The sequence below is a fragment of the Phytohabitans rumicis genome, assembly GCF_011764445.1.
Lineage (GTDB): Bacteria > Actinomycetota > Actinomycetes > Mycobacteriales > Micromonosporaceae > Phytohabitans > Phytohabitans rumicis.
In genome coordinates, this window is the sequence record NZ_BLPG01000001.1 from 6,078,156 (window position 1) to 6,103,162 (window position 25,007).

Annotated in this window: 19 protein-coding genes; 4 read left to right on the forward strand and 15 right to left on the reverse strand. The window is 65.9% G+C overall.

What is annotated here, in order from left to right:
• Nucleotides 1-43 precede the first annotated feature (43 nt).
• The 8 genes from Prum_RS27705 to Prum_RS27740 all read right to left on the reverse strand — a co-directional run bounded on the left by Prum_RS27705 (nt 44) and on the right by Prum_RS27740 (nt 9,876).
• Nucleotides 44-3,616 carry an SEFIR domain-containing protein gene (locus Prum_RS27705; protein WP_173079163.1) on the reverse strand — a complete coding sequence of 1,191 codons (3,573 nt, stop codon included), beginning with the start codon at nt 3,614-3,616 and terminating at the stop codon, nt 44-46.
• A gap of 264 nt (nt 3,617-3,880) precedes the next feature.
• A complete protein-coding gene (locus Prum_RS27710; RefSeq protein WP_173079164.1) occupies nt 3,881-5,197 on the reverse strand; it encodes a UDP-glucose dehydrogenase family protein in 1,317 nt (438 codons plus the stop codon).
• A gap of 26 nt (nt 5,198-5,223) precedes the next feature.
• Complete coding sequence (locus tag Prum_RS27715; protein WP_173079165.1) at nt 5,224-6,528, reverse strand: UDP-glucose dehydrogenase family protein; 1,305 nt, start codon at nt 6,526-6,528, stop codon at nt 5,224-5,226.
• Complete coding sequence (locus tag Prum_RS27720; RefSeq protein WP_178132664.1) at nt 6,525-7,325, reverse strand: class I SAM-dependent methyltransferase; 801 nt, start codon at nt 7,323-7,325, stop codon at nt 6,525-6,527. Before Prum_RS27720 ends, Prum_RS27715 begins: the two co-directional genes overlap by 4 nt.
• Nucleotides 7,326-7,412: 87 nt before the next feature.
• On the reverse strand, nt 7,413-7,613 hold the full coding sequence (locus tag Prum_RS27725; protein ID WP_173079166.1) for a hypothetical protein: 201 nt from the start codon (nt 7,611-7,613) through the stop codon (nt 7,413-7,415).
• Nucleotides 7,610-8,530 carry a helix-turn-helix domain-containing protein gene (locus Prum_RS27730; protein WP_173079167.1) on the reverse strand — a complete coding sequence of 307 codons (921 nt, stop codon included), beginning with the start codon at nt 8,528-8,530 and terminating at the stop codon, nt 7,610-7,612. Before Prum_RS27730 ends, Prum_RS27725 begins: the two co-directional genes overlap by 4 nt.
• A 24-nt stretch (nt 8,531-8,554) precedes the next feature.
• Nucleotides 8,555-9,496, reverse strand: a complete 942-nt coding sequence (locus Prum_RS27735; RefSeq protein WP_308785379.1) for a helix-turn-helix domain-containing protein — start codon at nt 9,494-9,496, stop codon at nt 8,555-8,557.
• Nucleotides 9,497-9,567: 71 nt separating this feature from the next.
• Nucleotides 9,568-9,876, reverse strand: a complete 309-nt coding sequence (locus tag Prum_RS27740) for a hypothetical protein (protein ID WP_173079169.1) — start codon at nt 9,874-9,876, stop codon at nt 9,568-9,570.
• A gap of 205 nt (nt 9,877-10,081) precedes the next feature.
• Here Prum_RS27740 and Prum_RS27745 point away from each other — a divergent pair, with 205 nt between their 5' ends.
• Complete coding sequence (locus tag Prum_RS27745) at nt 10,082-10,954, forward strand: helix-turn-helix domain-containing protein (protein WP_173079170.1); 873 nt, start codon at nt 10,082-10,084, stop codon at nt 10,952-10,954.
• Nucleotides 10,951-11,154: a DUF397 domain-containing protein gene (locus Prum_RS27750; RefSeq protein ID WP_246278129.1), complete on the forward strand. Its 204-nt coding sequence runs from the start codon at nt 10,951-10,953 to the stop codon at nt 11,152-11,154. The genes Prum_RS27745 and Prum_RS27750 overlap by 4 nt, the downstream gene beginning before the upstream one ends.
• A gap of 25 nt (nt 11,155-11,179) precedes the next feature.
• Here Prum_RS27750 and Prum_RS27755 read toward each other — a convergent pair whose 3' ends face one another.
• The 4 genes from Prum_RS27755 to Prum_RS27770 are packed head-to-tail and all read right to left on the reverse strand — an operon-like array spanning nt 11,180 to nt 19,015.
• Nucleotides 11,180-14,380, reverse strand: a complete 3,201-nt coding sequence (locus tag Prum_RS27755) for a type I restriction endonuclease subunit R (protein ID WP_173079171.1) — start codon at nt 14,378-14,380, stop codon at nt 11,180-11,182.
• A complete protein-coding gene (locus Prum_RS27760; protein ID WP_173079172.1) occupies nt 14,381-15,502 on the reverse strand; it encodes a restriction endonuclease subunit S in 1,122 nt (373 codons plus the stop codon). It lies immediately after the preceding gene.
• Nucleotides 15,495-17,120 (reverse strand): class I SAM-dependent DNA methyltransferase, encoded by a 1,626-nt coding sequence (locus Prum_RS27765; protein ID WP_173079173.1) that lies wholly within the window; start codon nt 17,118-17,120, stop codon nt 15,495-15,497. Before Prum_RS27765 ends, Prum_RS27760 begins: the two co-directional genes overlap by 8 nt.
• A gap of 14 nt (nt 17,121-17,134) precedes the next feature.
• Nucleotides 17,135-19,015: a hypothetical protein gene (locus Prum_RS27770; protein WP_173079174.1), complete on the reverse strand. Its 1,881-nt coding sequence runs from the start codon at nt 19,013-19,015 to the stop codon at nt 17,135-17,137.
• A 427-nt stretch (nt 19,016-19,442) separates the two neighbouring features.
• On the opposite strand from Prum_RS27770, the gene Prum_RS27775 reads away from it, so the two are divergent.
• Both Prum_RS27775 and Prum_RS27780 read left to right on the forward strand, forming a co-directional pair.
• Complete coding sequence (locus Prum_RS27775) at nt 19,443-21,050, forward strand: DUF6119 family protein (RefSeq protein ID WP_173079175.1); 1,608 nt, start codon at nt 19,443-19,445, stop codon at nt 21,048-21,050.
• Between the two features lie 77 nt (nt 21,051-21,127).
• On the forward strand, nt 21,128-21,805 hold the full coding sequence (locus Prum_RS27780) for a hypothetical protein (protein ID WP_173079176.1): 678 nt from the start codon (nt 21,128-21,130) through the stop codon (nt 21,803-21,805).
• Between the two features lie 802 nt (nt 21,806-22,607).
• On the opposite strand, the gene Prum_RS27785 is transcribed toward Prum_RS27780, so the two are convergent.
• The 3 genes from Prum_RS27785 to Prum_RS27795 form a co-directional block, all read right to left on the reverse strand.
• Complete coding sequence (locus tag Prum_RS27785) at nt 22,608-23,291, reverse strand: DUF2637 domain-containing protein (protein ID WP_173079177.1); 684 nt, start codon at nt 23,289-23,291, stop codon at nt 22,608-22,610.
• 142 nt (nt 23,292-23,433) lie between these two features.
• Nucleotides 23,434-23,688 (reverse strand): hypothetical protein, encoded by a 255-nt coding sequence (locus Prum_RS27790; RefSeq protein ID WP_173079178.1) that lies wholly within the window; start codon nt 23,686-23,688, stop codon nt 23,434-23,436.
• A 181-nt stretch (nt 23,689-23,869) separates the two neighbouring features.
• Nucleotides 23,870-24,925 (reverse strand): DUF2293 domain-containing protein, encoded by a 1,056-nt coding sequence (locus Prum_RS27795; protein ID WP_173079179.1) that lies wholly within the window; start codon nt 24,923-24,925, stop codon nt 23,870-23,872.
• Nucleotides 24,926-25,007 lie beyond the last annotated feature (82 nt).

The following is a 25,007-nucleotide window of genomic DNA, read 5'->3' on the forward strand; positions in this document are numbered from 1 at the left end:
GGTCCATCCACGATCCGTGGCCGCCGCTTTAGTTCGTAGGCAGTCAAACCAGAAGGGTCTTCACGATGGCGTCGATGTCGGCGGCGACTCCATCGTCGACAAGGGCCTCGCGGACCTGCCGTCGTAGCTTCTCAAAACGCGCTGCTGGAAGGGCGATATCGCTAGCCACTTGCTCTGCACGGACTGCCAGAGCGACCAGCCAACGGTGGGCTGAGTCGTTTGGGTCATACGCCGGAATTGGCAGCTGCCATACGTACTTGTCGAAGTGCCTAGGGTTGTGCTCGCCTCGACTCTGAAGTGGACGCACGGCCAACGTGAGCGTCGTGGAGTTGAGGATGGCGACCAGGAAGCGTGCTTCGTCCAAGCTTTCCGTGGGCCCCCAGTACAGCTCGTGGTCAACTATTGCTGTGGGATCAGTTAGTATTGCTGCCGCAAGGTACATTCCACTCTTGTTGTGAACGACGCGAAGGCCGGGAGACGGAATCTGATCCAAGAGGCCGCGGCGAAAGTTCAGGCGATCTATTAGCTCCATTCGATCGCTAGATCGGTGGCTGGTCCATACGCCTTCCGCTGACCGCCACCACCTTGCGAGTCCGCGATAACGATCGAGCTGCTCGTCTCGCCCGCTCAATAGTTGACCGTTGGCCCACGGAATCACGGCCTCCACCGGCGCGAGACATCTGAATGGCAGAATCGAATTGCCAACATAGAGTGGCCGTATGAATTGCGTTTCGACGATACCGCGTAGTGGGCCGAGCGTCTTCCACGGCTTCTTTTCGTTGGGGCTGCGCCGGCTACGGATCGCCCGTTTTCCAGACCCCGCACCTAGGCGAGGGGCCTCATCGGATTCGATGAGGAATAGAAATCTCGGTACCGCGGTCGCGCCTTGCGAGAAGCGGGCCGCGTACGGCGAGCCTCTAGGAGGCGGCGTTGGTGGCAACTCGCCGATCGTCCTGGCGATGTGCGTGGCCGCCTCGGCGCGAGATGCGATGGCCGTCGGGAACCTTCCGGTCCAAACCTCCGGCACCTGAGTGAGGGGCACGGCGCCGATACCAGAAGACGGTCGTCGACCGAAGACCACGCTGGCGGGAACCGGGAAGAACGACGGCTTGACCTTGTGCAGATCCCATGGGCGGTCGAACGCGACCTCCACAAATTCTGCTCCGGCAAGGTATTTGCCTGTGCGAAATCCGGCGTACTGGTGACGCGACAAAGTGGCCAGGGGCATGACGTAGCCGAAGTGCCCGTCGGTTCGGAGGTACAGCTCTATGCAGCGTGTAACGAAGAGCACTGACAGATCCTGGTTTGTCGCCAGGGTGGCTCCGGCCCACAGACCGCGTTGTGAGCTCATAGCCCGGAAGGAAGCCTGCTGACGCCTGGTCATGTAGCGATAGGCCAACCAGGGCGGGTTCCCGACCAGGACGTGGACCCTATTTCGCGGTCGTGACAACCACAGGGGACGGGCCAGATTGCGAACGTAGTAGGCCCAGATGTGGTCTCGGTTCTGGTCGTGCAGCTGGCACATCTTCTTGAAGGTCTTGGTCAGTACGGGCTGGTCCTCGTCATCGACGCCGAACCTCTCGAATGTCGCCTGCAGCGATGGCGGTCTGGAATTCCGGCGGCGCGTGGTTGCCCGGTCGGCCATCTCGGTAACCAGTTGGTCGAACCGTGTCGCATCATCAACGAGTCGGTCCGGGAACAATAGCTGTTCCTCGGAAGACTCAAGTTGGTCCGTGAAGATTTCGCGATCGTCGGAGGTGTCAACACTCAACCCCGGATAGGACATCAATGTCGACTCTTCAGCCCAGCGGAGCGAGTCACCGAGGTAAACGGGGACTGCGAACGATGGGCGGCCCTCATCCCGGATGCGATCGATGCCGATGGCCAGCAGATAGGTCACTCGCGCGAGAGTTACGGCGACTGGGTGCACGTCAATACCGATCACATGCCGGACCAGTCCGGTGATGGCGTCCGCATTAGACACGCCAGATCGTTGCGCAGCCGACAAATATCGTCGTGCAGCGTGGAACAAGAACGTACCGCTCCCGCAACTGGCGTCCAGTACACGCTGGGCGAGCGGGTCGTCGATGCGCTCCGCGACGATCTCCTCGGCCAGCCAGTCTGGTGTGTAGTACTCGCCGAGCCTATGCCGAGTCTCAGGGCTGATGATGGATTCGTAGAGCACCTTCATAACGTCGTGGGCCACGTCGTTCCAGGCGAACCGAGTCAGCCGGCGTGCAAGGCTCTTGATGAACTGCTCACCGCCGGGCACCTCGACGACCCAGTCGAAGAAGTCGCGCTCGACGACACCCCAAACCTCGGAGACGGCGAATCCTTCGCCTGACATGATCGCGGCGGCGCTGGTGTCCGGGGCATCCGGCGGTATGCCGACGACGGCGTGGCCGATGATCTCCGCCATCACCACGAGCAAGGTGTGGTTGATGAACAAGGTGTCCTCGTCGGTGAAATTCGTACCCAGCGCGGTCGTTAGCAGCCTTGCCCACAAGCGACGCTTGATCTCGACGCTTGGCATGTGCTTGTACTGGTTGTAGAGGTCGTGGAGGTCGGCGAAGTCGAGCGCGTGAGCGGGGCTGTTTACACCGAGCTTCGCGACGATCTGCTGGGGGGTTGGCTTGATGTGACGGTTGGTAGCCAGCCATGCCTCCAGCCATTCGAGAAGGCGATCAGCGTCCGGGTTAGCCGCAACGAGGATGTGCTCATCGACGGAGCCCAGTCCCTCGTCTGCGAGCCGGTAGAGATACCACTCAGCACCGTCAGTCAGTACCGCGGTGTACCGATAGCCGATCGCACTGCTGTGAGCCGCGATGTAGTGGCCCAGGCTCCGCACAGCCGCTTCCCGAACCCCCGGACGGTTCAGGTCTCCTCGTACCTCGACGACAGCGAAGGCGATCGGGATCTCAATCCGGTGTCGAGCCTCTGCCTGGTTCTCCACGTCGACCCCGAGATCGTCTTCGTCCAGGTCAAGGCCGCCGCTCGCAAGAAGTTGTCTGACCTGCGCTTGGATTACCGCTTCGTTGCGCGCCCAGGTGCGGTCAGCGAGCCCGCGCACGAGGGCGTCGAGGTTTCCTCCATGTGGGCCGGCCGGCAGTGCCGGACCGCGGCGCGGTGGGAGCCTCGGTACCATCCCGAGCGGCGGCGCGACCTCGTACGGCTGTCCGGTCAGGAACCGGAGCAGAGTTTCGGCGCCCTCCTGGGTGTACTCCGACACGGCGTAGTGGGTCGTCGAAAGACGCCCCAGCCAGACGGGAATGTCGTTGGTACTGCTCCCGGGCAACACGACGGGAAGGAACCTGTTCAGCGCCGCCTGCTGGTCCGCATACACCTCATCGCGGATGATCCGCGCCTCGAACTGAACACCCCTTCCCTCATTCGGGCGAGCGTCTCCCTCGGCACGGCGTCTGTACGCGGGTGAAGCGATGATCAATACGAACTCTGCCTGACGGATCTGTCGCAGCATCCATATGGCCCAGTCCTGCGGCGCTTCGGCCGCCGGTAGGTCCAGGCGCGCATCAATGCCGTTGCTACGGAGGAACGCGTAGAAGTCACGCACGCGCTCGACGTGCTCTTGGTCGTCCTGCGCATACGAGATGAACACTCGGACAGGAGGTCGATCTGCGGTGGAGTCCGACACTGGCACGACGGCCCTCCTTGGTTAGGCAGGTGGGGCCCTCTTGCGCGAACACGTTAGGTATCAACATCGAGTGCGAATAGTTACCTGTCTGGTTTGCTACACCCCGTCACACTCGAGAGCGGGATCAAACGGCTGTTTCGGATGTTCCGAATCAACCTGGCCTCGTGTGCCAACAAACGAGCGGCGAAGGAGACCTTTCCGTCGAACCTCCTCCGCTGCGGCGTGTAGCTACGGCTGGTAGCCGAGGCCGCTGACCCGCCACCCCGCGGCGCGCCAGTGCGCCCCGGAGATCACGCCTTGGGTGTCTACAATGGCTCGTTTGGCTACTCGATCGGCGATAGCGTATGGGTCTAGGGCACCGAACTCGGGCCACCCGGTGCCGACGAGGATAAGGTCGGCGTCCTGCGCCGCTTCCCCTGCACTGGGCGCGTAGCTGAGCGCCGGAGCGGCTTGACGAGCCTGGTCCATGGCTTGCGGATCGTAGACGGTGACGCGAGCGCCGCAGTCATGTAGTCGCCGAGCAACGTCGAGGGCGGGTGAGTCGCGTACGTCGTCGATGCCGGGCTTGAACGCGGCGCCCCATACGGCGACGCGGCGGCCGGACAGGTTGCCACCGACTGCGACGCGTGCGAGTCCGATCGCCCGTTCGCGCATGTGCTGGTTGACGTCGTCGACGGCGCGTAGCAGGTTGGCAGCTGCTTCGATGCCGCTGGTGTCGGCTTGGTGGGTGAAGGCGTGCAGGTCTTTGGGGAGGCAGCCGCCGCCGAAGCCGAGGCCGGGGTGGAAGTAGTGGTGTCCGATGCGGGTGTCGTGGCCGATGGCTTCGGCGAGGTCGGCGACGTTCGCGCCGACGGCGTTGCACATTTCGGCGATGGCGTTGACGAAGGAGATTCGGGTGGCGAGGTAGGCGTTCGCGGTGGCCTTGACCATCTCGGCGGTGGCCAGGTCGGTGACGACGAGTGGGCAGCTGTGGTTGACGGTGATCGGGGCGTACAGCATCCGCAGTGTCTTCTCGGCCTCGGTAGAGCTGGCGCCGATGACGATCCGGTCCGGAGTCAGGGTGTCCGCGACGGCAGTGCCTTCGCGGAGGAACTCGGGATTCCAGGCGACCTCCACGGCCTCGTCGGCTGGTGCCAGGTTTCGGGCCAAGTCCTCGACAGTGCAGGCCGTACCGGGGGACACGGTGGACTTGCCGACGATGAGGCAGGGCCGGCGCAGATGCGGGGCTAGCTTCTCGACGGCCGTGGTGAGTTGGGACAGGTCATAGGCGCCATCGGGGCCGGATGGCGTGCCGACTGCGAGGAAGTGGACGTCGCCGTGGTCTCCGGCGTGGGCGAAGTCGGTGGTGAACCGTAGCCGTCCTGCGCGGATGTTGCGGACCAGGAGCGCGTCGAGTTCGGGTTCGTGGAACCAGCTGTGGCCGGCGTTCAAGGTGTCGGTCTTGGCTGGGTCGATGTCGACGCCGATGACGTCGTGGCCAATCTCGGCCATGCCGGCCGCGTGAGTGGCGCCGAGGTGCCCAGAGCCAATGACGGTGATCTTCAACAGGTGCCCTTCTGTGTGAGGTGTCGTTATAGGACGGAGATGGCCCAGCCGGCGGCGCGCCAGCGGTCGCGGTTGAGGCCGTGGCGGGTGTCTACGAGGGTGGGTTCGGGTCCGGGCGCTAGAACGGCGGGGTCAACGGTCGCGAATTCGGGCCAGGCAGTGAGGTGTAGCAGGACGCGCGCGCCATGAACGGCCGCGGCAGCGTCGGTGGCGTAAGTCAGCTCGGGATGTTCGACGCGGGCGTGTGCGGTTGCTTGCGGGTCGTAGACGGTGACGTGTGCGCCGGCTTGGTGCAGGCAGGCGGCGACGTCGAGGGCGGGTGAGTCGCGGATGTCGTCGATGCCGGGCTTGAACGCTGCTCCCCACACTGCGATGGGCTGGCCGTCGGGGTCGCCGCCGAGGGCCTTGACGGCCAGGTCGACGGCTTGGGCGCGGCGGGCCTGGTTGATGTCGTCGACGGCGGTGAGGAACTCGAGCGAGTGGCCGACGCCGAGGTCGGTGGCGAGGGCGACGAACCCGCGGATGTCCTTGCTGAGGCAGGAGCCGCCGAAGCCGAGGCCGGGCGCGAGGTAGTGCTGGCCGATCCGCGCGTCGTGGCCGATGACTTCGGCGAGGTCGTCGATGTTCGCGCTAGCGGCGTTGCTGAACATAGCCAGGGCGTTGACGAAGGAGATGCGGGTGGCCAGGAATGCGTTGGCGGCCAGCTTGGACAGTTCGGCTGTCCTCAGGTCGGTGACGACCAGCGGCACCCCGTCGGCCAGGCATGGTGCCCACAGTTCGCGAAGGGTCTGCTCGGCGGTCCCGTCGGGCTGGACGCCGAGGACGATGCGGCTAGGTCGGCGTACGTCTGCGATCGAGCAGCCCTCGCGCATGAAGTCAGGCGACGCCGCTACCTCGATCCGCACGCCCGCCGGTGCCAGCTGGCCGATGCGGATCGCGATCTGGTCGCAGGTGCCGGCGGGGACGGAGGACTTGACCACGATGAGGCTGTCGCGGTCGATGACGCCGGCGAGCGTGTCGGCCGCGGCGTACACGTCGGAGAGGTCGTGGTGGTCGCTTCCGGTGCGCTGCGGGGTCGGGACGGCGATGAAGTGCACGGTGGCGTGCCGAGCCGCCTGCGCGTAGGAGTCGGTGAAGGTGAGGTGGCCGGTGGCCGCGCCGTCGGTGATCGCCTCGGCCAGCCCGGGCTCGGCGAAGGGCGCCCTGCCGGCCTGGAGTGCGGCGACGGTGTCCTGGTTGGCGTCGACGCCGAGTACGTGGTGGCCGAGGCTGGCCATGCCGGCGGCGTACGGTGCGCCGAGGCGGCCGGTGCCGATGACGGTGACGTTCATTGGTCCTCCCCGCGACGGGCGATGATCAGGCCGGGTTGGGTCATGGCGGTGAAGACGCCGGACGGCTCGGCCGCGGTCAAGAGCGCCCGCAGATCGTGGTCGAAGGCGGCTAGCCGGTCGCCGAGCACCGGCGGCGAGGTGTACGCCTGGGTGTACTGGTTGCCGATCACCTGTTCCAGGTCCATGCGGATGTGCTGGTCGGTGCGGATGACCGTGAGGTGGTTGAACACGGAGGCGCGCAGGACGGCTTCGTGGTCTCCACCGGCCGGTTCCCGGTAGTGCACGCCGGGGCCGGCGAAACGGGCCGGGCCAAGGTGGCGGTGGACGACGCGGTCGACCAGCGGATACCACCACGGCTTTGGAATGCAGGCGGTGAAGGACATGACCACCGCGACGAACCCACCGTCGACGACAAGCTGGTCGAGTTGCCGCAGGACGGCGGCGCGGTCGAACCAGTGGAACGCGTCGCCGATATTCACGCCGGCCACGGTGGGCAGGCCGGACAGGTCGTGAACATCGCCGACCCGCCAGTCCACGTGGCCGCTGAGCGACCGGTCCGCGGCTGCGACGCAGGCCGCCTCGATCATGTCCGGGTTGGCGTCGACCGCGACGACATCACGGCCCCGCTCAGCGAGCGCCAGCGCGACCGAACCGGGACCGCACCCAAGGTCCAGGACCGTGCCGGCTGGCGCGAGGTGAGCGAGGTGGTCCATGAAGGACGGTGGATGCGCGATCCGGTACCGCAGGTAGGTGTGTGCGGTACCGGCGAACAGCGCGGCAGGGTCGGCGTACAGCAATGGGGGCTCCAGGAATTGGCGCGGCTGGATGCCGCCGCCCGGCCCTGACAGGCGCGCGGTGCCGGGCTGGACGGCTGCAGGGGTTGTTCAGGTGTCCGCTGACGGCCCGGCCGGCGCCGAGCTTTGCTGGGCAACGAATTCCTGGTAGGCACGGAGCAGATCCTCGGCCAGTTCCTCACAGTGGGCCGGGGTGATGGGGAGGTCGTGCTTGTCGGCGTACGCGGCGATGCGTTGCGCGGCGACCGCTACGGCGGCGCTGGAGACCTCGGCGTTAGGACGGTTTGTCACGCTGCGACCTCCCGCCCGGCTGGGAGTTGGGCGCCGGCGCCGAGTTGGCGGGCGGTCTGCTCGATGAGGTCCATGGAGTCGGTGGGGCTGAGGGATGCTTTGCCGAGCTCGCCGAATGCGGTCTCGTACCGGTCGGCGGTGCCGCCCTCGATCACCATCCGGCCGCCCAGGTGCGTGAGCACGGCGACCGTCGGGTAGGGGCCGTGCATGCGGCAGACGGTAAAGGCGCCGTCGACCCCGTCGTGCAGACCGATGCGGGTAGGGAGGACTCGCACGTTGACGTGTGGCCGTTCGACGGCTCTGGCCAGGTGCTCCAGCTGGGCTTGGAGGATGGCCCTGCTGCCGACCGGCCGGTACAGGACGGCCTCGTCGAAGATCGCGGTAAGCCGGGTCGGCGGCTTGTTGTCCAGGATCGCCTGCCGATTCAGGTGCTGGCGTACCAGCGTGTCGACCTTCGCCATGGACGGCTGGGCGCCGAGGCTGTGCTGGATGACGACCTCGGCGTAGTCGCGGGTTCGCAGCAGCTCAGGGATGAGGACGGTGGCGTACACGCACAGCTCCTCCGCCCGGGACTGCACCCACCAGGGGTCGATGACCTGCCGCGTGGCTGTCGGCGCCTTGCCGGGTGCGTCGTCCTTCTCCCATTGGTCCAACCGCCACGCGTCGCGTGCCAGCGATATCAGCTCTTCCCGTTCGTCCTCGTCGTGCACGCCGTATACGTCGAGCAGGGCGCTCACGTGTTCCTTGCGGAACGGCCACTCCGCGCGCTCGTAGCGTGCGAGCGTGCTGAACTCCACGCTGAGGTACGCGGCGATGTACTTGAGGACTAGGCCGCGTTCCTCCCGCAGCTGGCGCATCCGTTCGCCCAGATACTGAGCGCGGATCGTCTGCGCGAACTGTTCTCGCTTGGTCGGCATCGGGGTGTGGTTCCTTTCGGCTGGTTACGGGGTTTGTCTGGACAGGCTGGTGATCAGCCCGGCGGACGCACGGGGGTCGAGCGCTGTCGTGGCGAGTTGGTCGAACGCGGCGGCGTACCGGCGGGCTGGGCGTCCTTCGTGGACCGCTGACCCGGAGGTGTCGTGCGTGACCGCCACGACGGCGGAGTACGGGCTGGGCACGTCGAACAGCGCGAACGAGCCGGCCATGCCATCAAGCCCAGGGCTTGGTGAGACAAGTACCTGGACGTGGATGTTCGGGGCGCGGATGACCTCGGCCAGGTGCAGTAGTTGATGTCGCGGCACGTCGGCGCCGCCTACCAGCTGGGCCAGCACCGACTCGTCAACGACGGCGTGGAGGCCGCCGGAGAGGTTCTTCAGGAGCGACTGCGAGGTGGGAGCGGCCCGTGGGGGTTGGTTGGCTGCGGCGGTGTACTGCGGGGTTTGCAGCAGGCCGGGCACTAGGACGGTGTCGTGGCAGCGGATCCGGCTCGCCTGCGACTCCAGCCATAGCCAGTCCAGCAGCACCGGATCGTGGCTCGGGCTGCCTGGGTTGCGGCTGCCGTTGTCCGGCGACTGACCCGCGTGCCGGGCCAGATCGAGCAGCCGGTCGTGTTCATAGGGGTCGTGTACCTGGTACAGGTCGAGCAGCCGGGCCGCCTGCCGGTAGCGGAGGATATGCCTGCCGTCCTCGTAGTCCTTCATGTCGGCGTCATGGACCCCCGCCATGGCGGCTGCGTGCCGCACGTTCAAGCCGCGCGCCTGCCGAAGCTGGCGCATCTGTTCGCCCAGCCACCGCGCTCGTAGCGAACCGCGTGAGCCGTTACTGTTCGCGGCCACGTTCGCCTCTGCGATGGTCGCCGCCCACGCACCGAACCCGCGCTGCCGGATGAGACTGAGGCGGGGCCGGTCGGCCAGCGCCGAGGGGCTGTGTGGGCACCGGGACACTCCTTCGCACGAGGTACGGACGTCGGTCTGCCCACCGCCGCGCCCTGCGGCAGCGACGGCGGCCAGAGTCTTCAGGTCCGCCAGACGATCGAGAGGTCGTCGACAGTCCCACCGAGCCGGACCTCGGCGACCAAGCGGCAGATGATGACGGCCCGCTGCGCGGCTGGGACCCCGGCGGCGTCAGCAACAAGCCGCTCGACGGTGTCGCCATCCACCGGGCCCAGCCGGCAGCCGCAGACACCGCGGTACGCCCAGCGGCCCGCCGCGAGCTGCACGGGGTGGAGGGGCAGCTCGCAGGTCGCACAGAAGATCAGGCCCCGCAGACCATCGGCCGCCCCGTTGGGGTCCGGCCGCATCGGCAACTGGCAGGTGAGGATCACGTCATCTCCTCGTCCAGAGGCGTCCGGGTGCATGCCCGGACTGCGAGCGAAGTCGAGAATATATTCTCTCATTCACGATGGCATTCTAGGATCAGGGTGTCAATGTTCTGCCGTAAGTTCGCGATCCCAGGTGGCGAGCACCCGTCGGGTACGCCGCGCCGCGAGGACTTGGCGGGCGAGCGGCGTGGGCGTCATGGAGGGCGGCATGCCAAGGCCGATCGGTCCAACCATCCCCAGGTGGCAGCTCGGCGAGCAGCTGAGCCGCCTCCGCGACCGGGCGCGGATGTCGCAGGGCCAGATCGCCGAACGCCTCGGCTGCTCCGTCAGCAAGATTCAGAAGATTGAGGCCGGCGAGGTCGGCGTGGTCAAGGCCGAACTGGAGGCCATGCTGACTGCGTACGACCTAACCGACGAACGGATGCGCGAGGAACTATTCGAGCTACAGAAGCTTGGCAAGCAGCGCGGCTGGTGGTCGAAGTTCGGGGCCGTGCCGACACCGTTCGCCACGTTCCTCGGCCTGGAGAGCGCGGCCACCAGGATCAAGGTCTTCGAGCCGATGGTCGTACACGGCCTCCTCCAGACCGAGGAGTACGCACGAGCCATCGCCGGCACCGTCGCCCTCACCTCCGACGAGGACCAGCGCGAGCGTCAGGTGCGCATCCGCATGGAACGGCAAGGGATGGTCTTCGCCGAGGACCCGCCCGAAATCTGGGTAATCCTCGACGAAGCGGTCCTACACCGACAGATCGGCGGCCCGCACGTCATGGCCGCCCAGCTCAGGCACCTGCTCAAGCTGTCACCGTCGGTCACCGTCCAGGTTGTCCCGTTCGAAAGCGGCGGCTACCCAGGCACCCTCGGCGCCATGACCATCTTCGAGTTCGACGACCACATGCATACGCCCGTCGTCTACGTCGAAGGCCAAGCCGGCAACCTCTATCTGGAGCGGGAAGACGACCTGCGCCGGTGTAACGTTGCGTACAACCACATGTCCGCATCCGCGCTCAGCAAGCAGGAGTCGCACAAGCGGATCGCCGCGGTGGCCGACCAGCACGAGCAGTCGGGGAGGAGCGAACGGTGACCTCCGACTTGTCCCGCGCCACATGGCGCAAGAGCACGAGATCGCAGGACAACGGCGGCTGCGTCGAGGTCGCCAAACTGTTGAACGGCGTCGCTGTACGCGACTCCAAAGACCCGGACGGGCCGACACTAATCTTCAGCATCGGGCCGTGGGCCGACTTCATCACCGCAATGGTGACTGGGGCCTTCAACAAGACCTAGCGGGTTGTCGCGACTGACGGGTTGGTCAGCCCGAAACTCGCTGGGCGACGTAGCGCGGCGCCATCGCTTCCATCTGCTCGATGACCAGCCGGATCGCCTCGGGCTGCTTGTCTGGCGGGTACTTGTACCGAACCAGCAGCCGCTTGATCGACGATCGCAGCTTGGCGCGCACGTCATCGCGCACGGTCCAGTCGGTCTTCACATCACGCTGCATGATGCGAACCAGGTCGCGCGCGATCTGCGCTAGCACGTCGTCGCCCTGCAACCTTACGGCCGACTCGTTGGCGCTGACTGCGTCGTAGAACGCCAGCTCGTTTTCCGACAGGGGTGGCGTGAAGTGAGCGCCGCGGTTGCCTTCGGCGGCAACCTCCTTGGCGAGCGCGACCAGTTCGGCGATGACCTCGGCGGACGTGAGCTGTTGGTTCGTGTATTTGCGCATCAACTCGGCGATCCGCTCTGAGAAAGCCCGCTGACGGACCAGGTTGTGCCTGGTCACCCTGGTGGACTCCTCGACGAGCAGTGCCCGCAACGCCTCGATGGCCAGGTGCGGGTTAGTCGCCGCCTGTGCCTTGGCCAAGAACTCCACGCCGAGGTCAGCAAGGCTCGGCCTAGGGATGCCGGCGGCCTCGTAGATGTCGAGGATCTCACCCGACGCAGTCGACGACGCCACCAGCGCCGACAGCATCCGCTGGATCTCCTCGGGTACGGGCTTGCCGGCGGCCTGGCGTTCTTGGGCATCGAACTTGCCCATCCACACCCGAACCTCTTCGTAGAACTTGGCGTCCCGTCGCCGCAGGTCATCGAAGGTCTCTCTGCCGGAGGACAGCGCCCAGGCCCTAGCGAGCTGGTTGGACAGCTTGCGGTACCGGTCGCCGAGGCTCTCCTCACCCTCTGCAACCTGGTTGCCAGGAGTCTGTGGGGAGCGCAGGTAGTTGGTGAGCCCTACCGCGGCCTGGATCCAGCTCTTCGGCCCGCCGTCGAGGCGGGACCGCCAATCGAAGCCGGCACATGCGTCGTCGAGTGCGGTCATCAACGTGGCGGTCAGAGCCACGGCCTCGTCGATGTCCTTGCCGACGGGTTTTGCCGCCTGGTCATCGGCGGTGTACTCGGCCAGCGCCTTCGTGAGGTTGTCGATCAGCGGCGCGTATGCGACGAGCAAGCCGTCCGGCTTGCCGCGGAAGGTTCGGTTGACCCGGGCCAGGGTCTGCATGAGCAGGGCGCCCTTGAGGGGCCGGTCGAGGTAGAGGGTGTGCAGCGGCGGCGCGTCGAAGCCGGTGAGCATCATGTCTTTGACGATGACGAGCTGCAGTTCGTCATCGGGATCACGTAGCCGCTTCTGGATCGTCTTGTTCTCCGCGGACCGGCGCACATGCTTGGCGACCGGCAACCGGTCCTGGGCGGTGCCGGAGTAGACCACCTTGATCTTTCCCTGATCGAGGGCGTCGCTGTGCCAGTCGGGCCGCAGCTTGGTGATCTCCTCGTACAGCCTGGCGCAGATCTCCCGAGTGCCACCGACGACGAGCGCCTTGCCTGGCGAACCGATGAACTTCACCAACTGCGCCGACCGGTTCTCCCAGTGGGCCACCAGGTCAACGGCCAAGGCCCGGAGGCGGTCCGGGGCACCGTACACGGCGTTGATGACGGCGACGGACTTCTCGATCCTGGCGCGTTCAACCTCGTCGAGTCCGATGGTGGCCTCGTCGGCGGCTCGGTCCAAGTCCTCCTCGCTGACGTCGCGCGTCAGCCCAACCCTGATCAGCCGGGGTTCGAAGTAGACCGGCACCGTGGCGCCGTCCTTCACCGCCCTGGTCAGGTCGTACGTATCGAAGACCGGGCCGAAGACTTCCTGCGTGTTGCGGTCCTCAAACGAGATCGGCGTACCGGTGAAGGCGATGAAGGAGGCGTTCGGCAAGGCGTCCCGGATATGCCGGGCGTACCCGTCCAGGTCGTCATAGTGGCTACGGTGCGCCTCGTCAGCAATGACGATGACGTTGCGCCGCTCCGACAACAACGGATGATCCGTGCCTGCCTCGCGCTCCTCCTTGGTACGACCGAACTTCTGCAACGTTGTGAACAGGATGCCGCCAGTAGTGCGGTGCGTCAGCTCGTCCCGCAGCTTTGCGCGGCTGGTGACCGCAACAGGATCCTCCGCCAGTAGCAGCGACCGAGCGAAGCCCTCGAACAGCTGCCCGTCGAGTTCCTTGCGGTCGGTGACCACAACGAAGGTGGGGTTACGCAGCTCGGGGCGCTGGCCTGCCAGGTGGACGTACAGCTCCATCTCCATCGACTTGCCGGAGCCCTGCGTATGCCACACCACGCCAGCCCGGCCGTCGCTGTTCACCGCCGAAACGGTCGTCCCGACGGCCTTGGTGACTGCGAAGTACTGGTGAGGCTTGGCGACCCGCTTTGCGTACCCGTCGGCGCCGCCGTCGAAGGCGGTGAAGTTGCGCTGGAGCTGGAGGAACCGCTCCGTGTTGAAGACCCCTTCGATGAGGAACTCGACCTCGGTGCCCAGATGTGCGTCGTCGATCACCTCACCGAACCGCACCGGGTACCCATCGTCATCGACGTTCCATGGCGAGTAGTGGTTCAGCGGGGTGAAGGGCGTGCCGTAGCGTGCGGTGATCCCGTCGCTGATCACGGTCACGACTGCGAACCGGAACGCCATCGGGAACTCACGCAGGTACGTAGCCAGTTGCGCATGAGCGGCGGCCAGGTCGGCCTTTGCGGCGGCGGCCCTCTTCAGCTCGACGATCGCCACCGGCATCCCGTTGAGGTACAGCACCATGTCGAACCGGCGGTCCACCTCTACCGAACGGACGGTCACCTGGGTGACGGCCAGGAATTCGTTCTCCCACGGCCGGTGACTGACCAGCCGGATGGTCGGGTTCTGCTCTACGCCGTCGGAGTCGGTGTAGCTGATGCCCCGATAGCCCTTGGTCAGGATCTGGTGCAGTCGGTAGTTCTCGGCGATCGCGTCCTGCGACGTCGGCTCGATGATTTCGGCCAGGGCCTGTGCCAGGTAGTCCCCCGGCACGTGCGGGTTCAGTTCGCGCATTTTCGCCAACGTACGGCTGGGAAGCACGAGGTCTGCCCAAGATGTGCGGCCGCCTTCAGCGCCGGGAGCGATCGCGGAGCCTGACAACGGCTGCCACTCCTGCTCGGCGAGCGCCTCTAACGCAATCGCCTCCCACTGGGCCTCGCTGACCCCCGACTGCGCCATCACTCAGACCACCTCCTCCATTACCTTTTCGGCATCCCGCACGCGAATCCGACCCGACATCAGCAACGGCAACAACTCATTGCGCGTAGCCCCAAGTGCCGCCGTTTCAGCCATCAACTGTGCCGCCATGTCGTGAAGAGGCCCTACCTTGGACCCGAATGCGCGCGCCTGCTCGACCGTTGGCATTCGCAGTTCGAGCTTCTTGAACCTTCCGCGAGGCAACTCGAGGAAGGTTGCACCATTGGCGTGGCTCAAGAACTCGTCGACACGAGCCCGCATTTCATGAAATAGCCACCATTGGTTGATCTCGTCACGAGCATTGACAACAATGAAGCCCTGATTGACGGCTAGCGGAACCCGAGCGACGGCGAAGGCGCCGATTGTAGCGCGCGACGTCATGAGAATCGCCCCTGCTGGGTACAGCCTGGACGAGCAGGAGGCGAGTCCGGATTCTGTGATCGTCCGACTCGTCTGAGACAGGTAGGGAACTCTCAGAGCTGTAACGTCAGTGGGTGTCGCCCACCGAATATCTCCGTTCCAATAGCCATCAATCGAGGTCTTGGGCGTTGCGCCGCCCCCAATCTCGGCAACATCCTCGAAGGCTACTGTGCCGGCGACCACGCTAGAGGTAGCTTGTGCGAACTCTGCTTCCGTCAATGAAACGGCGAGTTTGCCTGCTCGATCATTGGTAACGACCTTGTCATCGAGCGCCCGAAGGATCTCCGCAATCGCCCGTTGCGTTCGTAGGTCAGGAATGCGCACCTCAATGCCGGCGATATAGTTGCGGTTTAGCATCGGCTGAACGCTTCCTGAATCAAATCCAGTCAGATCCAGGGTCTCAAAGAGGTGATACAAAAACTGCGGATCGTTGCCCTTAAAATCTGCTACGTAAAGGGTAGTGTTCAGTGGCCAGTAATCCGTATCGCTCCAGGTGGGCTTGCCAAGGTTCGTTGCCCGCCCAACCACGAACCCGGGCCCCTTTATTGGGCCTTCGTTGTGCCAACCTGCGGTAGAGCCGGCGGACAGAACCGGATATGGACCGTGTTGACGAAGGTGGGTAGGGAGGTCGAAACCACGTCGAAGCTCCAATATGTCGACAAGCCTCTTGGACTGCCAGCTAGTCATTGAGGTGCTCCAGATTCTCGCGGACGACCTTTTCCAAACGAGCGGACTCGTCGAACGCCTCCAAGAGTTCTTTCGATAGCCGGGCAATCTTTTCGTCGAGTGGTTCGCCGTCGTCCTCCGCTTGGACCACGCCGACGTAGCGGCCCGGGGTCAGTGCGTAGTCGGCGTCCTTGATCTCGGCCACGGTGGCGGACTTGCAGAAGCCAGGGATGTCCTGGTAGTTCAGGCGCTTGCGGGCGGCGGAGTCAGTTCCGCGCCAGGCGTGGTAGGCGTCGGCGACCTTAGCGATGTCCCTCGGATGCAACGCCCGCTCTGCCCGGTCGACCATGTAACCCAGTCCGCGGGCGTCGATGAACAGCACCTGACCGCGCCTATCCACCCCACCGTTCTTGCCCGCGCTCTTGTCCTTGGAGAAGAACCACAGGCAGACCGGGATGCCGGTACTTCGGAACAGTTGCGTTGGCAGCACCACCATGCAAGACACGAGGTCGGCCTCGATGATACGTGCCCGGATCTGGCCTTCGCCGTTGGAGTTGGACGACATCGACCCGTTCGCCATTACCACGCCGGCGCTGCCGGCGGGCTTCAGCTTGGAGATAATGTGCTGGATCCAGGCGTAGTTGGCGTTGTTGGCCGGCGGGACTCCGAACTGCCAGCGAGGGTCGTCCTCCCTGCGAGTCCAGTGCTTGATGTTGAAGGGCGGGTTGGCCATCACGTAGTCCATCTGGATGTCCGCATGCTGGTCCCGGGCGAACGTGTCGCCCCATCGCGCCCCGAGGCCGGAGTTGTCGATGCCGTGGATGGCGAGGTTCATCTTCGCCATACGCCAGGTCTCCTCGATGCTCTCCTGGCCGTAGATGGCGACGTCCTTTGGGTCGCCGTCGTGCTCGTAGATGAATTTCTCGGTCTGGACGAACATGCCACCCGATCCGCAGCATGGATCGTAGACGCGGCCGCGGGACGGCTCTAGGACCTCGACGATCACCTTGACAACGCTGGGTGGGGTGAAGAACTCGCCGCCGCGCTTGCCTTCGGCCCGGGCGAAGTTGCCGAGGAAGTACTCGTACACCTCGCCCATGAGGTCTCGGGCTCGGTGCTCGCCCTGCCGGCTGAACTTGGCGCTGTTGAACAGGTCGATCAGCTCGCCTAGGCGGCGCTGGTCGATGTTGTCCTTGTTGTACAGCCTGGGCAACGTGCCAACCAACGCTGAGTTGGCGCCCATGACGGCGCTCATCGCCTCGTCGATGAGCTGTCCGATCGTCTTGGCCGGCTCGTCGCCCGCCGCCGGCCTGCCCTTGGCATTTTCCGCCAAGAACGCCCAGCGCGCCGCAGGCGGGACGACGAACACCCCGTATCCCTGGTACTCCTCGGGGTCGTCGATTAGCTCCTCTACCTGACTGTCATCCATGCCCTCGGCGGTCAGCTCCGCACGGATATGCTCGCGGCGCTCGTCGTACGCGTCCGAGACGTACTTGAGGAAGACGAGACCTAGGATGACATCCTTGTACTGGCTGGCTGATAGGGACCCACGCAGGCGATCGGCGGCCTTCCAGAGGGTGTCCTTTAACTCCTTCATCGTCGATGGCGCCGACGGCTCCTGCCTCTTGCGCGGTGGCATCTCTATCGTCCTTCCTAGACCTTGCTTCGGGGCACAACACTTACCGCGCCGGCGGCCACGCCGTCGATCAGGGCGGTGATGAGATCATGCAGGGCGGCCTGCCGCTCGCGCAGCGCCGCGCCGTAGGTGGACGCGTCGGCCAGCGCTGCTTCGAGGGCCTCGGCAGCGTCAGAGTCAAGGCGGGGGACGCTCCACGTCCGCCACTCGCTGGTCGACGCTTGATGGTTGATGATGGCAGCCATGGTGTGCGGGCCGACACCGGCTCCTGATCTCAACCGCAAAATCCGAGATGGAGATGCCACCAGGGCGCCGCCGCGTTCGTCAACGCGGGCGTGCGGGCTCGCGCTTCCGACGAAAATGACATCACCGGGCTCCGTGCGGCTGGCCCGTGGGTAGAGGCGCGGGGCGTCGAACGGGTCCAGTGCTACGTCGTCCATGGCGCCATCCGCGCTAAGGACAGGAACCGAGCCGTCGGCTACGCCGTCCTTGGAGTCGATTCGGCTGCCCCGAAGGACGTCCAATTGGCCGGCGTCGCGCAACTCGCCCAGCGACCTTTGCCGGAGCACCATCGTTCCAGGGGCCGCCGTCACCAGGACGTCCAACGGGGGCTGTGGTTCCGCGGTGACCAACGCCGCGGCTTGCACTCGGTCCAAGTGATCGTCGGACGACGCTTTGAGGCGGGGTGCCCGTACCCCCTGCGGCACGATTGGTGAGCCGGTCAGGATATTGGCCAGGTCGGCGACGCGGAGATAGCGAAACGCGCGGCGGCCGTCTCCGGTTAGCGCCCCGGAGATGTCGGCGGCGACATCCTCTACGGCCACGTCAGCAGGCGGGAACGCCCCGAGGTCCGCCACCATTGGCCGGTCCGTAGTCCGGTCGCCCGTGCAGACCCAAATGCCAAGTGCCTGGCGATGCGCCTCCCGCCACATCCCGCGCGGCAGGCGCATCGCGGCGACGAGTCGCCCTGGCCGGAGCATCTTCGCCCTGAACCGCTCGTCATCGCCACGCAGCGGCTCACACAGCGCGCTCGCCGGTCCGATCACGACTCCAACCTCGCCTTTGCCCAAGCCGAGTAGCAGATCATCGATCTTGTCGAGGGCCGCGTCGTGCTCTTGGCCCAAGACGGACAGTACGTGCACCAGCGGCGGGGCCGCGTTGTCCGAAACATCGAGGCCGTGAATCGCTGCCCGACGGCGCACCGCGCGTTCGGCCGATCCGTTGCCGACGACAACCAGTTCGCGCGCCTCGGAGGCTATAGCCACCGGGAGACTCGGCGGACTACCGGTGAAGACGATCGGCACTCCGTCCGGATCGAGGTACATGGTGCTGGCTCGGACGACGGCGTTGACCAGGGTCGTTGCCTCCGCCGTAAGTTCTCGGCGGCCGAGGGCTCGACCAGCCGGGCCGCCCTCCAGGCGGGCCAGTGCCTCGGGAAGCCCGCGAGACGCCTCAATCAGGTCGTCGATGTACTGCGGGACATCGTGGTCAACGCGTAACTGCCTGACCTCGCTCAGAAGGAAGCTGTCGCCGCGGTCGCTGCGCTCCGCTAAGCTCTCCCGCTCGCCAGCGCTCAGGTCCGCGAGGTCGCTGTCGCCGTACGCGTACAGGCAAAGCAGTGTCACGAGGTCCTCCAGCGACATGCCCACCGGGACGCTCAACGCCGGCGCGTCGAGATGATGCTGGGCGTTGTTGCCCCGGCCGGTACGCGCGAGCCAGTCGACAATCTCGTCACGCCGGAAGCGCTCCACGGAGTCGGCCGTGGGCACGGCATCAGGGAACGGCATACGCTGCCCGCGGACCAACGGCCGCCGCCGCCACATGCTCACGACGGCGCGCTGTACGCCCGCAAGGCCAGCGATGTCCCGAAGTGTGAGGGTCGGTCCGACCTGGGTCATGCTGCCCTCCCTTCCGCCGGCGGACTCTTCAGAACGGTAAACCCGCCCCAAGTCTCTCAGTCACTCGATGAACTGATAAGAGGGCTTATCGGTAATTCCTCTTCGCCGTGGGTCCGACGCGTGCTGTTGTAGAACCGCCCAGCAGGTCGATACCACGCAACCGGGGGCAAGAGCACGTGCACAGCGACCACCGGCGAGCGAACCGCGCCGCGAACGCGGCACCGCCTCGCCAACTACCGAACCGCTCAGCCTGGGTCCGTCACGACGACGGACCAGGGGGTCACCCGCGAGAGGCAAATCCATGAATGTGACCGCGACTAACGCGACACCGGACCGACCCAATGTACGTAGGAACCGCGTCCCTCGTCGGCGGCATGCGGCGAGAGCGTCGCGTCCTCCGTCCACGTACCGCACCACGCTCTACCGGATGGACGATGGGGCGCCAGGCATCACCGACCTCCGTACCTACCTGAACCAGCGGTACCTGCGGCAGCACCATTTCTCGGTCAATCCGACGGAGGTCGCCGGGGCGCCAGCCCTGCTCGTTCTCGGTGATGTGCCTCAGCCTGCGGCCGATTGGTGTCCCGTCATCGCAGGGCTGACCGGAGACACCGTGACCGTTGGGTACAGCAGCGCCGGCTGCGCGTTGCTCGTCATGGTCGATGGCGCGGTGTACGCCCTGACCTACGGCACCCTCGGCCGATTCATGATCAACCTGGACCGTGTTGACCCTGGATTCGGCATCAGGTTCGCGACCCGAGCGATCGAACCGGATCGGATCAAGCGGGTAACCCGTCGAGTCCTCGCCTCCACCGGGCGGGTCGACCGAAACCTGGTGCCTGGCGGCCAGCACATCCGCCGCTACGGCATCGAGGGGTGGGGAGAGATCGTCGGCCAGCTCTGCGGAAGGCTCAACAATGAGCAGCTCACCGTCACGCGCGGCACCTCCCGGGCCGTGTCAGTCGCCGCGGCGGACTCCTTGCAGATCGCAGTCAGCACTGACCCGGCCGGACTGCTCGACGACCTGCGAGAGATCAGCCGTGTCTGCGCGCTCGACACGCCCGCACCGGAACTGGACTTCATCGCCCAGGTCCGGCCGTTGCGAACGGGCGAGCGCACTGACGAATTGGACGAGCGCCTCGACGAGCTACTGGGCGAGGAGGCCACAGACAACCTCGGGCTCGCGGTGCCGATCTCTCTGGTCGAGTACGAATCCACCGCGCAGTCGTACATGATCAAGGTGCCGTATCGCCGGATGTACCGCCCGGAACTCGATCTCGACACGGTTCTGGAGTGTGCGCTGAGCCGACCACCAGGTCGGCGGCTGGAGGCGTTGAAGCTGGGAACCATCGGCATGTGCGCCGATCCCGACGGCCGCGAATTGCTCAGCCCGCCCGTGGCGGCGCACAAGTGGATCACGGCAGAGATTGGGCTCGGCTCAGCCCGGATGATCTACCACGAGGGACGCTGGTATGAGATTGGCGAGCGTCACCTCGATCTTCTGCGGACGGAGATTGAGAAGATCCTTGCAGGGCCGTCGACTGTCGCACTACCGCCGTGGACCAGCGACCTCGCTGATGAGGACGCTTACAACCGGTGGGCTGGTCGGCCCGCGAGCGGGTACGTGCTGCTCGACAAGCGGTTCCTCAAGACTCGCCAACACAACCGTGGCCCCGGAATCGAAGCCTGTGACCTGCTCGGACCGGACAACGAACTGATTCACGTCAAGCGTGGCAGCCGGTCGGCTCCGCTAAGTCATCTGTTCATGCAAGGCGAAGTGGCCGTAGACGCGCTGCTGCACGAGCCCGATGCACGCGAGCGGCTGGTCGCGATGGTGCGCGCCCGCGAGCCGAAGGCCATGATCGACGTGACGTTCAAGCCGCGCAAGGTCGTCTACGCGATCGCGCTCGACCCGGGAAAGACCCTGAACGCCGACACGCTCTTCACGTTCTCGCAAGTCGCCCTGTACCGAGCTGCTCGACGGCTGCGAGGCGACGGTATCGATGTCGAAGTCGTCGGAATCCCGACTCGCTGACTAATCGCGACTGGGCCGGCATAGGCCGGCCCAGTCACCTATTGTGCATGGGTCGACACAACAGTGGGGAGGCGACGATGGTGGACGTCACGGCTGAGGAAGCGGACCACGACGAGGAGCGCGCGCAGCTCATCGAGGCCATACAAGACAACCTCAACGGCGTGTACGGCCAGATCGCGGACCTAGGCTCCGAGGTGGACGACTACCTCGCCGAGTACCGCTACGACGAGGTCAAGCAGTCCATCGAGTCGTTGTCGGAGCTCATCGCGAGTAACAGCGTGGATGAAGTATCGGAGCTTGCTGACCTCTGTGCGGATGCTGGCGACGCGGGTCGAGCGGCCGAGGCACACCCGGTCACCGACAAGCTTCAGATCCCTCGATTGCTTGCCGGTGATCTCCCGCCTGTCGCTGAGCCCACGGGGGATGAGGACTATGACGAGGTCGTCGACTCGCTGCGCAACCGAGAGGGTCGCTGTAACGATCACATCCGCAAGCTGTTCGGCTGCGCCGAGCGGTTGTGGGAGGGTGCAACCGACGCCGCGCGTTTGGGGCAGGCACGACAGGCCAACGATGCCGTGCGCCTGCTCAGGCAGCTCCCTGCCGAGTTGTCCACCGCATATTCGCTGTGGGAACGATGCCTAGTCGACCTGTACAACGAGAACCCTGCCCACCTCGGCGAGATGGGTGACATGGTTCGCGGCTTCGAGGTGTGGCTGACCGGTCGGCAGAAGGACGGGTCCGGCGTCACGGACTAGCTACCTAATCCGGAGACCCCGACGGGCACAGGCTCACGGTGGCGGGCCGTCCGCCAACCCCGGGGACGCGCGCCTGCGGCGTTCAACCGTCGCAGTGGACGCGAAGATGAGCATTCCTTCGACCGAGATATGCAGAACGCACGGGGCCCCCAGACACTCGCCGAACCGAGGCGCGACCTACTCCGATCGAGAGTTGGTCGGCAACGAATCGCGGATGAGCACAGCAAGTTGGGCCCGTTGCTCCTCAGTGAGCGGCGGGAACGAATCAACTAGCATGCGCACATATTCGGCGTTCCGGTCCGGAGTCGACGGGGTGACCGTTACCCCGCACGTGCCGTCGGGGATGGTGCCGATGGCGGCGGGCGTCGCGCCCGCATCGGCAGCGGCCCTGTGGCGACGCCGGGGTGGTGAATCGGGATTCTGATTTATGACCATTGTTCTCCATAGTGAACAAGTCGGCCTACTGTCCTGGCGTTGCACCGGCCGCGCCGATGAATTCCGCCTACCCGGCGTCGCCCGGTTCTGCAACACGATGGCCGGTCGTCTTATACGTGAAGCCGGCAATGACGCCGTCTGGGCAACCCTCGGCCATCCACCTCCAGTCAGCTGCCCGTAGAACTCAACGACGCCAAATGCCGCAGCTATCCACGACAATGACAACGTTCCACAGGCTGACCGGGATACGCGACAGGAGCCGTGCCTGGACCTGACAGGCAACGGGCGGTGGCTCTGGTTGCCCCTGCAACCTTGCCGATCTTCAGCAGTCGATCGCTGCTGATGCCCGATCGGCCGTCCCGCCCGCCTACCCAGGCTCGGTCCGTGTGGACATCAAGAGCCTGCGGACATGCCGTTCGGTCACGCCGAGGTGCGTGGCGATGTCCGCAATGCTCGCGTCCGGATGGTCCGCCCGCATCCTCAGTACAGCCTCGGAGGTCCGCGCACCGCGTTGGCGTCGACGTCTGGGTGCGCTCGATCGTCGAGGGCTGTCTGACGTCCGCGCCGTCGCGGCCCTCTCGCTCGGCGGAGCTTGATCGGGCATCGCCTCGGGGTTCAGAGGGGTAGCGACAATAGCGGCGTCAGCGGGCTCGTTGACATGGTCAGCGGGCGCTGCGGACGCCGGTCCTCGCCGGGCGCGGGAGAGCATCTCCACGACCAGGAGGATTGCGACGGCTGGCCAGGCGGCGACGATGCGGGCGCCGAAGGTGGGTTGAGCTGCGGCGATATTGGCCGCCACGCTCGCGCCGACCCCGGCGAAGAAGGCGAGCCGGGCGGACCAGCGGATCGGTCGCCCGGCGCGCTGGTCGTCCACCATTGCAGTGGAGGCGACTATGAGCATCCCGTCGACCGAGATCGGCAGGACGTACGCGACCTCCGGACGCTCACCGAACTTCAACGCGACGTGGACCATATGGCTCCAGGACGACCAAGCGGCGATCGCCGCCACGGCGACAGTGCTGACATTGCGGGCGATCCGGGTAGGGTTCATCCGTCGGCCTCCAGGTGCCGACGGACAGTCCGGACATCGCCATACGGCGACGTTGGACGTCCAGCACCGACCAGGCGGACATGAGTATCGGTCGTTACCCGCCGAGTCCGCCGACAGACGACCACGTTGTGTTGAGGCGGCCTCACTGCTTCCTCCCCTCGGGAAGGAAGACGCTGAGCAGCAAGACGGTTCGTACGAACGTCTCGTAGGCTTCCTTTTCAGACATCATGTAGTCGCTAAGCGCGTCGTGGAGTTGCGCCACCATCTCGATCACGAGTCGCTGGCGAACCGCCTCCCGCGCGGGATGGCTGAGCGCTTCGCGGATGGCGTAGGCGAACGGATCTTGCTCGCCGAGTGCGGCTAACGCGGAGGACAGCCGGTCAGGCCTCGACGTCATCGGTCACCACCCCGGCCCCGTGACCTGCTCAAAGGCAGCAGTAGGGGGTCACCGGCGATGGTCGCTACATGGTTCGCATGGTGATGCCTCCGGCCCACCAATGCCTCCTGAGCTGCGGGGCCGTGATCGGGACTTGTGCCGGAGCGTGAAACGGGTCGCCGGTCACGACCTCTCGGCATTGTCAACGGCGTCGCCACCGGTCGAGGACCCGGTCGATGTCGTTGCGGATTCGCTCCCGGGCCTGCTCCCGTGGCACACCGGCCATCAGCAAGTCGTCGTACGCGGTGTCCTCGTGCCGTACCGAGGCGATCACGGCCCGGGTCACGGCGTCTGGGTCGAGCGCCCGACCGGCGGCGCTGCGCCCTACCCGGCCGCTGCTGCGGGTACCGGTGTGTCGGCTGATCGCCGCCGCCCGCTGCGGCGGGCAGCCGGGGAACAGCCGGCCGATCTGTTCGGCCAGCTCCTGCTGGAACCGCTCGTCCGCGGCCTCTCGCCGCTGCCGGTCCCGCTCGCGGCGGCGGGCACGGGCCTCCTCATCGGACAGGCACTGCTGCTCGGCCTGCTCGACTGCGGCGTCCTCGACCAGAAGTCCCTGTCGCTCGTGGCGCTTGCGGGAGCGGCTGAACCGCACCACCACCGCCGCGAGCCGGCTGGCCTGTCTGGCACGGCGGGTCAGCGCCGCGTCGCCGGCTGGCAGGAACACCAGGTGATCGAGGTCCGCGCAGGTGAGACAGGCCGGCCCGGCGTCCTCCATCATCAGCATGTCGGCGTCGGTGCGCCCGCAGCCGACGCAGGTGAACGCCTTCAGCGGCTGCACCACCACCAGGTCCGGTGGCTTGCTCTGTCGGGCGGTTAGCTGCTCCCGCTGCCGCTGCGGCAGGTCCGCCGGCATCCAGTGGGTGCGGTACGTCAGCTCGAGCACAGGATCACCGGCGGCAGTGAAGCGCAGCGGCCGCCGGTCGCGGGTGGCGGCCAGGTACTCGACCTCGCTGGACCGCAGGTCACGGCTGGCCACCCAGCGATGGAACACCTCCAGCGCGTCGGTAAGCCGGTCGGCCGATACCGCCGCAATCGCCTCCAGATGCGGCGCGCGGCCCTGCCGCCAATCCACCACCAGCCCGGGCGGTACCCAGCCCATCCCAGTCAGCACATCGAGCGGGCTCACGTAACGCTGGCGCACCAGTGCCTGCTCGGCGGCGGTCACCACCCGGCGCTCCAGCTTCGAAGCGGGCTGCATGGGCGGCAGGCTACCCGGTGCGGCACTCAGCCGATCGGCAACCCGGCCCGTCGGCTCGCCGGCGAGGTTCTCATCGGCCATC